This window comes from Streptomyces ficellus (assembly GCF_009739905.1).
Classification (GTDB): Bacteria; Actinomycetota; Actinomycetes; order Streptomycetales; family Streptomycetaceae; genus Streptomyces; species Streptomyces ficellus_A.
The window spans coordinates 1174303-1185852 of sequence record NZ_CP034279.1 but is presented as its reverse complement, the minus strand read 5'-3'; the positions used below and the strand labels follow the sequence as shown (position 1 = coordinate 1185852).

The 11550-nt window shown below is 74.7% G+C and carries 9 protein-coding genes; 7 read left to right on the top strand and 2 right to left on the bottom strand.

Going from position 1 to position 11550, the window contains the following annotated elements; translation table 11 throughout:
- Positions 1-37 precede the first annotated feature (37 nt).
- The 3 genes from EIZ62_RS05145 (at position 38) to EIZ62_RS05135 (ending at position 3289) form a co-directional block, all read left to right on the top strand.
- Entirely contained in the window at positions 38-832 is a 795-nt protein-coding gene (locus tag EIZ62_RS05145; RefSeq protein ID WP_156691526.1) for an RNA polymerase sigma factor SigF, read from the top strand.
- Between the two features lie 146 nt (positions 833-978).
- Positions 979-2205, top strand: a complete 1227-nt coding sequence (locus EIZ62_RS05140; protein ID WP_156691525.1) for an aminotransferase class I/II-fold pyridoxal phosphate-dependent enzyme — start codon at positions 979-981, stop codon at positions 2203-2205.
- Positions 2206-2218: 13 nt separating this feature from the next.
- On the top strand, positions 2219-3289 hold the full coding sequence (locus tag EIZ62_RS05135) for an MBL fold metallo-hydrolase (RefSeq protein WP_156691524.1): 1071 nt from the start codon (positions 2219-2221) through the stop codon (positions 3287-3289).
- Positions 3290-3315: 26 nt separating this feature from the next.
- On the opposite strand, the gene EIZ62_RS05130 is transcribed toward EIZ62_RS05135, so the two are convergent.
- Positions 3316-3927, bottom strand: coding sequence for a DedA family protein (locus EIZ62_RS05130; protein WP_156691523.1), 612 nt, complete (start codon positions 3925-3927; stop codon positions 3316-3318).
- The gene (locus EIZ62_RS05125; protein WP_156691522.1) at positions 3924-4706 is read right to left on the bottom strand and encodes an MBL fold metallo-hydrolase; all 783 of its coding nucleotides are present in this window, start codon (positions 4704-4706) and stop codon (positions 3924-3926) included. Before EIZ62_RS05125 ends, EIZ62_RS05130 begins: the two co-directional genes overlap by 4 nt.
- A 129-nt stretch (positions 4707-4835) precedes the next feature.
- On the opposite strand from EIZ62_RS05125, the gene EIZ62_RS05120 reads away from it, so the two are divergent.
- From EIZ62_RS05120 to EIZ62_RS05105, 4 genes are all read left to right on the top strand, one after another.
- Entirely contained in the window at positions 4836-6935 is a 2100-nt protein-coding gene (locus EIZ62_RS05120) for a phage holin family protein (RefSeq protein ID WP_208827772.1), read from the top strand.
- Between the two features lie 66 nt (positions 6936-7001).
- The gene (locus EIZ62_RS05115; protein ID WP_156691520.1) at positions 7002-8354 is read left to right on the top strand and encodes an amino acid permease; all 1353 of its coding nucleotides are present in this window, start codon (positions 7002-7004) and stop codon (positions 8352-8354) included.
- 257 nt (positions 8355-8611) lie between these two features.
- The gene (locus EIZ62_RS05110) at positions 8612-9673 is read left to right on the top strand and encodes an ATP-binding protein (RefSeq protein WP_156691519.1); all 1062 of its coding nucleotides are present in this window, start codon (positions 8612-8614) and stop codon (positions 9671-9673) included.
- The gene (locus EIZ62_RS05105) at positions 9670-11499 is read left to right on the top strand and encodes a vWA domain-containing protein (RefSeq protein WP_156691518.1); all 1830 of its coding nucleotides are present in this window, start codon (positions 9670-9672) and stop codon (positions 11497-11499) included. The genes EIZ62_RS05110 and EIZ62_RS05105 overlap by 4 nt, the downstream gene beginning before the upstream one ends.
- Positions 11500-11550: the final 51 nt, after the last annotated feature.

Here is an 11550-nt window from a genome sequence, read left to right as displayed (position 1 = left end):
CCAACCGTCAGCGCCGTTCAGGGAGCTGAAAAGCATCATGCGAACCCTCGCTCACACGAAGCATCCGCACGACGACGCACCCGACACGGCCGCCGCGTTCCAGCGCCTGGCCACCCTGCCCGAGGGCGAGGAACGGGAAGCCGTCCGACAGGACATCGTCCGTGCCTGGCTCCCCATGGCGGACCGGCTCGCCGGCCGGTTCCGGAACCGTGGCGAGTCGCTGGAGGACCTCAAGCAGGTCGCCGCCCTCGGTCTGGTCAAGGCCGTGGACCGGTACGACCCGGAGCGCGGCGCGGCCTTCGAGAGCTTCGCCGTCCCCACCATCACCGGCGAGATCAAGCGTCACTTCCGCGACCACATGTGGACCCTCCACGTGCCGCGTCGCGTCCAGGACCTGCGCGGCCGTGTCCGCGCCGCCTACCAGGAACTCTCGCACTCGGTCGGAGGCCGCGCTCCCACCGTGTCCGAGATCGCCAAGAAGGCGGGCATGACCGAGGAGGAGGCGATGGCCGGGCTGGAGGCCCTGGACAGCTTCACCGCCCTCTCCCTCGACGCCGAGCTGCCCGGCACCGAGGACGGCTACACGCTCGTCGACGCGCTCGGCGGCCCCGACCCGGCCCTCGACATCGTCATCGACCGCGAGTCGGTCAAGCCGCGCCTGCGCAGCCTGCCGGAGCGCGAGCAGAAGATCCTCTACATGCGGTTCTTCCGCGACATGACGCAGAGCCGCATCGCCGAGGACCTCGGCATCTCGCAGATGCACGTCTCCCGGCTGATCAGCCGCTGCTGCACCCAGATGCGGGAGGACATCATGCGGGACGTCGCCGCCTAGCGCCCGCCCGCCCGGGGGCACCCCGCCCCCGGGCGGGCCGCTCCGGAGCGGCGGGGTGCGAAGAACCTCCGTATAAAGGGCTGTAGGGCTGGGCACATGTCCCCGGACCACCCAGCGGCGGCCACCCCAGCGGCGGAGGTGAGGGCATGCGGCAGCCGGACACGCGAGGGCGCGGCCCCGTCCGCTACGGGCCGCCCGCGCCGGAGACCGGCCTGCCCGTCCTGCCCGAACTGACCGCCGTCCTCGCGGCCGCCGCCGGCCGCCCCGCACCCGAACCGCCCGGAGGCGGCCCGGTCCTGCGCGACGCGGCCTGCGGCTACTGGTGGCGGCGCGGACTGCGCTGCCACCCCGAGGACCTCGCCGTCGCGCCCGGCGCCCAGCCCCTGCTCTCCGCGCTGGTGGCCGCCGACGGCGGCGACGTCCTCCTGCCCCGCCCCTGCCCCGCCTGGTGGACCCCGCAGGCCCGGCTCCTGGGCCGGCCCGCCTACCACGTACCGACGCCCGCCGAGTGCGGCGGCGTACCCGATCCGTTCGCGCTCCTGGAGACCGTGCGCCGGGTACGCGCCGAGGGCGGCCACCCCACGCTCCTCCTGCTCTCCGTGGCCGACGACCCCACCGCCACGGTCGCCCCGCCCGAGGTCGTCCGCGAGGCCTGCGAGGCGGCCGTCGGCGAGGGCCTGCACATCATCAGCGACGAGACCTGGCGGGACACCCTGCACGACCCGCACGACACCGTGCTCGTCAGCCCGGCCGAGATGTGCCCCGACGACGTCACCGTCCTGTGCGATCTCGCCGGCGCCCTCACCCCCGCCGCCTGGCCCACCGCCCTCGCCCGCTTCCCGGCCACCGGAGCCGGCCCCGCCCGCCGCGCCCGCACCCTCGACCGGCTCACCGCGCTCGGCGCGCAGGTCGCCGCCCCGGTCGCCGCGGCCGCCGCCTACGCGCTCGGCGAGCCCGAACCGGTCACCACCCGCGCGGCCGCCGCTGCCGCCGTGCACGCGCGCGTGGCCGCCGCCGCGCACCACGCGGTCCTCACCGCCGGAGCGCTGTCGCTGCCGCCCCGCGCGGGACGGCACCTGTACGCCGACCTCGGCCCGCTGCGCGGCCGGCTCGCCGAGCGCGGGGTGACCGACTCCATGGAGCTGGAGGAGTACCTGACCGACCGGCTCGGCGTCCTCGTACCCGGCGGGCACCGCTTCGGCGACGAGCTCGGCGCGCTGCGGGTGCGCCTGGCGACCTGGCCCCTGCTGGGCGCCACCCCCGAGGAGCGCGCGGAGACCCTCGGCGCCGCCGACCCCCTGGCATCGCCCCCCGTGGAGCGGGCGCTGGACGGGTTCGCCTCCGCGTTCCACGAACTCCACGAACCACGGTGAACGGAGCTGGCACATGACGGAACGGACGGCACCCACTGACCGGACCCCCGCGGACCGGACCCCCGGCAACCCGGCCCCGGACGGGCCCCCCGGGCGCACCCGGCCCCCCGGCGACGGCGCCCCGCACCCACTCGACCGCACCCGGGGCCGCACCTGGCCCAGATCCTTCGCCGACCGGCTCACCGCCCCGCTCCCCGGCGTGCGCGCCATGGCCCGGCTCGCGCGCGAGGGAGCGGTGCGGCCGACCGCCGAAGGCCTCCGCGACATCCCCCACCTGCCGTTCGCACCGGAGCCCATGCCCGCCGTGGACACCGGCGGCGTCGCCGTCACCTGGGCCGGACACGCCAGCTGGATCATCCGCGCCGGCGGGCTCACCGTCCTCACCGACCCCGTCTGGTCGCGCCGCATCCTCGGCACCCCCGCCCGCATCACCCCCGTCGGCGTCCGCTGGGAGGACCTGCCGCCCGTCGACGCCGTCGTCATCAGCCACAACCACTACGACCACCTCGACGCGCCCACGATCAGACGCCTGCCCCGCGACACCCCCGTCCTCGTCCCCGCCGGACTCGGCCGCTGGTTCCGGCGCCGCCGCTTCACCCGCGTCACCGAACTCGACTGGTGGGAGCACACCGAACTGGGCGGCGTCCGCTTCGACTTCGTCCCGTCCCACCACTGGTCCAAGCGCACCCTCACCGACACCTGCCGCTCCCTGTGGGGCGGGTGGGTCGTGCGCGACGCCCATGGACACCGCGTGTACTTCGCCGGCGACACCGGCTACGGCCACTGGTTCCGGGAGATCGGCCGCCGCCTCCCCGGCATCGACCTCGCGCTCCTGCCCATCGGCGCCTACGCCCCCCGCTGGTGGCTCCGCGACGTCCACACCGACCCGGAAGAAGCCGTCCAGGCCTTCCTGGACCTCGGCGCCCACGTCATGGCCCCCATGCACTGGGCCACCTTCGTCCTGTCCGCCGAACCCGTCATGGAACCCCTCACCCGCCTCCACGCCGCCTGGGAGCGGACCGGCCTGCCCCGCGACCGCCTCTGGGACCTCCCCGTCGGCGCCTCACGGATCCTCCACGCGTAACCCACCGCCCGGACGCACCCCACCGCCTACGCGTGCCGCCACCGCCGCCACACCGACGGCACCGCGCCCACCAGGACCGTCAGCACGACCGCCGCCAGCACGCCCTGCCACGGGCGGGCGAACAGCGAACCGCCCAGGATCCCGATCAGCTGGTACGTCAGCGCCCACGCCACGCACGCCGGAAGGTTGCCGCGCGCGAAGCGGCGCAACGGCATCTCCGCCAGCAGGCACGCCAGCATCACGGGTATCCGGCCCGCCGGGACCAGCCGGGACAGCACCAGCACCGGCACCCGGTGCTCCCGCAGCTTCGCCTGCGCCTGCTCCAGGTGCTCCGGCGACGCGCGGCGGCGCAGCCGCTCCAGCCAGCGGGAACCGTTCTTCGACCGCACCCCGCGCCGGCCCAGCCAGTACAGCGTCACATCGCCCACGAACGCCGCGCTCGCCGCCAGCAGGAACACCACCAGCAGCGCGAACGGCGTCGTCTGATGCACCGCCACCACAGCCGCCGAGCTGACGATCGCCCCCGTCGGCACCACCGGAACCAGCGCCCCCGCAGCCACCAGCAGGAACAGCGCCGGGTAGCCGACCGCCTGCTGGGTCGACTCCGTCGGCAACTGACCCACCAGATCGTGGATCACTCCGACACCTCCGGCCGCACGCTCTCGCCGTGCCCCAGCCGGTGCACCGCCACCCTTGGCGCCAGCCGCGCCGCGTGCCGCGCGAACTCGTCACCCGGCGCGTGGAACTCGTGCGGCCGCACCCCGTCCAGGCCGATCGGCCAGTACGTGCCGTAGTGCACCGGCACCGCCGCCCGCGGCGCCAGCGCGGCCAGCGCCTCCGCCGCCCGCCTCGCGTCCAGGTGCCCGTGCCCCAGGAACGGCCCCCACCCGCCGACCGGCAGCAGCGCCACGTCCACCTCGCCCACGGCCGCCGCCATCCCGTCGTACAGGCCGGTGTCCCCGGCGAAGTAGGTGCGCGCCGCACCGCTGATCACATACCCGAGCGCGGGGGACCGATGCGGTCCCACCGGCAGCCGCCGCCCGTCGTGGCGCGCCGGCACCGCCCGGACGGCCAGCTCCGCCACCTTCACCTCGTCCCCGGCGGCCACCTCCGTGATCCTCAGCCCGGCCACCGCGCCCAGCCTCCGCAGCGCCGGCACCGCCCGCGCCGCGCCCCGGGGCACGATCAGCCGGGTACCCGGCGCGAGCCGCGCCAGCGACGGGACGTGCAGGTGGTCGGAGTGCAGGTGCGAGATCAGCACCGCTTCCGCGCGCGCCGCGGCCGGCGGCGGCAGCGCCCCGCGCCGCCGCCGCAGGTGCGCGAGCCGGCGCGCGAACAACGGGTCGGTCAGCACCCGCACCCCCGAGTCCTGCACCGTACAAGTGGCATGACCCCACCACGTGACCTCCACCGGCACGCCCGCCCTCCTCGCTCCCGCGTCGCCCGTTCGAGCTCTTACGAGCCTAAATGCGCGCCTCCTCGACCGGAGAGGGATCGGAGTAGGGTCGCTTCAGATACGGCTGCGAGCAGGGCGGGAGCGAACGGCGTGGTACCGGGAAGATGGCGTACGGCGGGCGGCGCCCTCCTGCGCATCGCCGTGGTGTGGGTGGTGTCCTCCCTCACCCTCCTCGCCCTCGCCGGGCTGCTCCCCGACTTCCAGCTCCAGTCCGACGACGGCGACAGCGCCACCAGGACCGCCGTCACCGCCGCCTGGGGAGCGGGCGCGTTCGGCCTGCTGAGCGCGCTGGTGTGGCCGCTCGTCGTCCGCGCCCTGCTGCTGGTGCCCGCCCTGGTCCTCGGGCTCCTCGCCTTCTTCCTCAACGGCTCGCTGCTGCTGCTCGCGCTCTGGCTCATCCCCGACGGGCGGGGCGAGGCCGCACCCGACAACGCCGTCGTGGTGGCCGCCGTGATGTCCGCCGTCGCCTCCGCCACCTCCACGGCCCTCGCCGTCCGCGACGACAACGCCTACCGGCGCCGCCTCTACCGGCTCGCCGGCCGCCGGCGGTCCACCTCCCCGCCGCTCGGCCCCGACAGCCCGCCCGGCACGGTGTTCCTCCAGCTCGACGGCGTCGGACACCGGGTGCTGCGGGACGCCGTCGCCGACGGCACCATGCCGACCGTCGCCGCCTGGCTGGGCTCCACCCACCGCCTCACCCCCTGGCGCACCGACTGGTCCAGCCAGACCGGCGCCAGCCAGCTCGCCATCCTGCACGGCACCAACCACGACGTACCCGCCTTCCGCTGGTACGAGAAGGACACCGGCCGGCTCATGGTCAGCAACCGGCCCGCCAGCGCCGCCGAACTGCAACGCCGCGCCATAGAGCGCACCGGCGACGGCGGACTGCTCACCCTGGACGGCGCCAGTCGCGGCAACCTCTTCAGCGGCGGCGCCGACCAGCTCGCCCTCGTGCTGTCGGTCTCCGCCCGCCGCGGCCGCCGCAACCGCTCCCGCGCGGGGTACGTGGCCTACTTCCGCGACCCCGCCAACGCCGTCCGCACCGCCATCTCGTTCATCGCCGAGGTGTGCCGCGAGATCGGCCAGTCCATCCGGTCGCGGATCGGGGGCGAGACCCCGCGCGTCGGCCGCGGCGGCCTCTACCCGTTCATCCGGGCCTTCGCCACCGTCGTCGAGCGGGACGTGGTGGTCGCCGCCGTCATCGGCGACATGCTGGCCGGCCGCACGGCCGTGTACGCCGACCTCGTCGCGTACGACGAAGTGGCCCACCACTCCGGTCCGCACAGCCGGGACGCCGCCAGGGTGCTCGCCAACCTCGACCGGTCCCTGGCCCTGCTCGCGAAGGTCGCCGAACACACCCCGCGCCCCTACCGGATCGTGCTGCTCTCCGACCACGGCCAGAGCCCGGGCGAGACCTTCGAGTCGGCGTACGGGCTGACGCTGCGCGACCTGGTCCGGGCCGGTTGCGGGCTGCCCGTACCGCGCCGCGCCCAGCACACCCCGAGCGGCGCCGAGGCGCGGGACACGCTGCGCAGCGCGGTGCACCTGCCGGTCGAGGGCCGCGACGAGCGCCCCGCCCGCACCTCCGGCCCCATCGTGCTGGCCTCCGGCAACCTGGGCCTGATCTCCTTCCCGGACGTGTCGTACCGCATGTCCCGCGAGGAGATCGACCGACGGCACCCCGGCCTCCTGGACACCCTCGCCGACCACCCGGGCATAGGCTTCCTGCTGGTGCGCAGCGAGGAGCACGGCTCGGTGGTGCTCGGCCCCGCGAGGCTCGCCGTGCCGGTCGACGACCTCACCGACGAGGGCCCGCTCGCACCCTTCGGCCCCGGCGCGGCCGACGCCGTCCGGCGCACCGACTCCTTCCCGCACGTCGCGGACATCATGGTCAACTCCGCGTACGACCCGCGCACCGGCACCGTCCACGCCTTCGAGGAGCAGATCGGCTCCCACGGCGGGCTGGGCGGCGAGCAGTCGGAGGCGTTCCTGCTCTCCCCGCGCACCATGTCCCCGCCGGTCGCCGACGGGAGCCGGCTGGTCGGCGCGGAGGAGGTCCACCAGGTGCTGCGGCGCTGGCTGCGCGAGGTCCAGGGACCGCAGGTCCCGGTGCAGGAATCCCCGTCACCACCGCGACCGGAAGAAGCTTTTCCGGTTACCGGCCGCGTCGTGCCGGACAAACACGGTTGATTTGGTGCAGCGTTCGCCGTACCTGACCATGTTCAGGTTTGTACGGCGAAAGGCGCTCCACCCCTCATGACCAGCACCCCCCTCATCACCGACCCCACCCCCGACGAGCGGTCCAAGCACGCCCGCAGCTTCGGACTGCCCATCGCGACCGCCCTGGTCATGGGCAACATCATCGGCGGCGGGATCTTCCTCCTCCCCGCCTCCGTCGCCCCCTACGGCACCATCAGCCTCGTCGCCTTCGGCGTCCTCACCGCCGGCGCCATCGCCCTCGCGCTGGTCTTCGGCCGCCTCGCCCGGCGCCACCCCCTCACCGGCGGCCCGTACGTGTACGCCCGCGAGGCCTTCGGCGACTTCGCCGGCTTCCTCGCCGCCTGGTCGTACTGGATCACCACCTGGGTCTCCAACGCTGCCCTCGCCGTCGCCGCCGTCGGCTACCTCGACGTCCTCGTCCCCGTCCAGGACAACAAGGCCACGACCATCGCGGCGGCCCTCGCCCTCCAGTGGCTGCCCGCCCTCGCCAACCTCGCCGGCACCCGGTACGTCGGAGCGGTCCAGCTGACCGCCACCGTCCTCAAGTTCGTCCCGCTCCTCCTGGTCGCCGTCGGCGGACTGTTCTTCTTCGACTCCGCCAACCTCGGCCCCTTCCAGGCCGGTGACACCAGCGCGGTCGGCGCCGTCTCCGCGTCCGCCGCCATCCTCCTCTTCAGCTACCTGGGCGTGGAGTCCGCGGCCGTCAGCGCCGGCGAGGTCCGCGACCCGCAGCGCAACGTCGGCCGCGCCACGATCCTCGGCACGCTCGGCGCCGCCGTCATCTACCTGCTGGGCACCCTGTCCGTCTTCGGGCTCGTCGCCCACGACCGGCTCGTCGAGTCCAGCGCGCCGTTCTCCGCCGCCGTCAACACCATGTTCGGCGGCTCCTGGGGCGGCACCGCCGTCGCCTGCATGGCCCTGGTCTCCATGGTCGGCGCGCTCAACGGCTGGACCCTCCTCAGCGCCCAGACCCCGTACGCGGCGGCCAAGGACGGCCTCTTCCCCCAGGTGTTCACCCACAAGCGGCGCGGCGTCCCCACCTACGGCGTCCTCGTCACCGTCGTCCTCGCCTCCCTGCTGACCGTCTACAACTACACCGCGGGCCCCGAGGGCGTCTTCGAGGTCCTCGTCCTGGTCACCACCTTCACCGCCACGGTGCCCTACCTGCTCTCGACGGCCGCGCAGATCTACTTCCTCGCCTCCGGCCGCCACGACCGGGTCGACCGCCCGCGCCTCGTCCGCGACGCGATCCTCGCGGTCGTCGCCGCCGCCTTCTCCCTGTGGCTCGTCGCCGGCTCCGGCTACGCCGCCGTCTACCAGGGCGTGCTGTTCCTCTTCGCCGGCGTCCTGGTCTACGCCTGGATGTCCGCCCGCAAGAACCGCGCCTGACCCCGCCCCCGGCATCCGGCCCGGGGCGGGGCCGTGCGGGGTCGCCCCCGCAGGGGCTGGCGGCGCAGGTGCGGCTCCCACACTCGTAACCCAAGGCCGCCGGCCCCGGACGTGAGGGCGACGGCCCACGACGCGGCGGCGCGCCTCAGCTGCTCGCGCGGCGGAAATTGGGCTGCGCCGCACCCGCCCGAACGCCCAGACTGGGCGGGCCCGCACGCCTGTGCGGGTGTCGACCGGCAAGGCACAGGAGCCCCCGCTTGCAGGCAGCCGTCACCGTCACGCCCGCCCGGATCCCCGAGCTGCTGCTCGGCCTCGCGACCGTGCGCCCCGTCTTCCTCTGGGGCGCGCCCGGCATCGGCAAGTCGTCCCTCGTGCGCGCCTTCGCCGAGTCCCTCGGCCTGGAGTGCGTCAGCCTGCTCGGCACCCAGCTCGCGCCCGAGGACCTCATCGGCGTCCCGCAGATCCGGGACGGCAAGTCCGTCTTCTGCCCGCCCGAGGCCATCGCCCGCGACGAGCCGTACTGCCTGTTCCTCGACGAACTGAACGCGGCCACCCCCGACGTGCAGAAGGCGTTCTACTCGCTCATCCTGGACCGCCGCATCGGCAGCTACGAACTCCCCGCGGGGTCGATCGTCATCGGCGCCGGCAACCGGGCCACCGACAACGCCCTCGCCCGCCCCGTCGCCTCGGCCCTGGTCAACCGCCTGACCCACGTCCACCTGCGCGCGTCGGCCACCGACTGGCTGGTGTGGGCGGGCGAGCACGGCATCCACCCGTGGGTCACCGACTACCTCACCGACCGGCCCGACCACCTCTGGTCGCAGCCGCCGAAGACCGAGGAGCCGTTCTCCACGCCCCGCTCCTGGCACATGCTGTCCGACGCGCTGCACTCCTTCGGGCCCACGCTCGACGAGGACACCCTCAAGATCGTGGCCCACGGCACGCTCACGCCCGCGCACGCCGTCTCCTTCTGCGGCTACGCCAAGATCGTGCGGCACGCCCACGGCATCGAGGCCATCATCAAGGGCGACGCCCACTGGCCCCGCCGCATCGAGGACCGCGACCTGCTCTACTACCTCGCCGAGGCCTTCCGCGGACGCCTCGTCAAGGAACTCCCGGCGACCAAGGACCGGATCCCGCCCGCGCTCCGGGAGACCGCCTACCGCGCCAAGTCGCTGCTGGTCCAGCTGGCGGAGATCTCCGTCGAGGTCGCCCAGACCGTCATCCGCGACGACGAGGACGGCCGGCCGGTGCTGCCCGCGTGGTTCCTCGTCGAGGCCGCCCGCGACATGCCCCGGCTGGTCGAGGCCCGCCGGTGAGCGCGGCCGGTTCCGGCGCGAAGGGGACACGGGGACGGGCGCGCGCCACGTCCAAGCGTGACGATCCGGCGGCCGAGGCGTTCCTCGCCGGGCTCGCCCTCGTCAAGCGCAACCCGGCGCTCGCGGCGCTGGACGCCGAGGTCTGCCGCACCCGGGACTGCGCGCTGAGCCCCCGTCACGGGCTGGCGGCCGTCGACTCCAACGGCCGCATCCACGTCCACCCCGACCGCCGCGCCGAACCCGCCGACTGGGCGTGGGCCCTCGCCCACTGCCTGATCCACCTCGGCTTCGGTCACGTCCCGGCCGGCCAGGAACGGCGGCACCAGCCCGACCGGGTGGAACGGGCCGCCCGCTGCGCGGTCGTCAACCGCTTCATGCTCACCCTGCACATCGGCCGGGCGCCCGAGGACCACCCGGTGACGTTCCCGGACGGCGACGAGGAGCAGCTCACCGCCCGCTGGCGCACCACCGGAGTCCCCGCCGCGCACGAGCACCGCGGTACGGCGGGCGACGCGGCCGACCAGGTCCTCGTCCCCTGGCCGCACTGGTCGACCCCGCCCGACTGGCAGCTCGCGTTCGCCCACGCGCTGACCCGTGCCATGTCCGCCGCCATGGACGTCGCCGGCGGCCGGCGCGACACCCTCACCGGCGAGCTCCACGGCAGGCAGCCCTGGGAACGGGCCCTGAGCTGGTTCATCTCCTCCTATCCGCTGCTCGGCGGCATCGCGTCCGGCATCAAGCTGGTCGCCGACGCGGAACTCACCCGCGCGAACGGCATCGCGATCGCCGCCGTCGACGCCACGCTCGGCGAGATCTACGTCAACCCGCTGCGCCGGCTCGAGGACGACGAGTGGCGGTTCGTCCTCGCCCACGAGATGCTCCACGCCGCGCTCCGCCACGGCGACCGGCGCGGCGCCCGCGACCCGTACCTCTTCAACGTCGCCGCCGACTACGTCGTCAACGGCTGGCTCGTCGAGATGGGCGTCGGCACGATGCCGGAGGGGCTGCTGTACGACCCGGAGCTCAAGGACCTGTCCGCCGAGGAGGTGTACGACCGGATCGTCACCGACGCCCGCCGGATGCGCCGCATGGCGACCCTGCGCGGCAAGGGGACCGGCGACATCCTCGGCGAACCGCTCGGCGGGCGGCCCACCGACCACGTCGACCTCGACGAGTTCTACCGGCGCGGCCTCGTCCAGGGATTCGACCTGCACGTGAGCGGGGAGCGGGGGCTGCTGCCCGCCGGGCTCGTCCAGGCGATCCGGGCGCTGAGCCACCCGCCCGTACCGTGGGACGCCCGCCTGGCCCGCTGGTTCGACGAGTACGTCCCGCGCCCCGAGGCGGTGCGCAGTTTCGCCCGGCCGGCCCGCCGCCAGGCGTCGACGCCGGACATCCCGCGCGCCGGCCGGTACTTCCCGCCCGAGGAGACCGCCCGGTGCACCTTCGGCGTCGTGCTGGACACGTCCGGTTCCATGAGCGCGCGGCTCCTCGGCAAGGCGCTCGGCGCCATCGCCTCGTACGCGCAGGCGCGTGACGTACCGGCCGCCCGCGTGGTGTTCTGCGACGCCGCCGCCCATGACGCCGGGTACCTGCCGCCCACCGAGATCGCCGGCCGGGTACGGGTCCGGGGCCGCGGCGGCACCGTCCTCCAGCCGGGCGTCGACCTCCTCCAGCGCGCCGCGGACTTCCCGCCGACGGCGCCCGTGCTGGTCATCACCGACGGCTACTGCGACGCGCTGCGCCTCCGCAGGGAGCACGCCTACCTGATCCCGGACGGCGCGTCGCTGCCGTTCACGCCCAGGGGGCCGGTCTTCCGCCTCCGCTGAACGGGCGGTTCTGGGCACGAACGGGCACACCGCGCCCGGTCACGGGCAAGG

Coding starts and splice junctions, on each gene's coding strand:
- EIZ62_RS05145 (WP_156691526.1), top strand. CDS start 38: ATGCGAACCCTCGCTCACACGAAGCATCCGCACGACGACGCACCCGAC.
- EIZ62_RS05140 (WP_156691525.1), top strand. CDS start 979: ATGCGGCAGCCGGACACGCGAGGGCGCGGCCCCGTCCGCTACGGGCCG.
- EIZ62_RS05135 (WP_156691524.1), top strand. CDS start 2,219: ATGACGGAACGGACGGCACCCACTGACCGGACCCCCGCGGACCGGACC.
- EIZ62_RS05115 (WP_156691520.1), top strand. CDS start 7,002: ATGACCAGCACCCCCCTCATCACCGACCCCACCCCCGACGAGCGGTCC.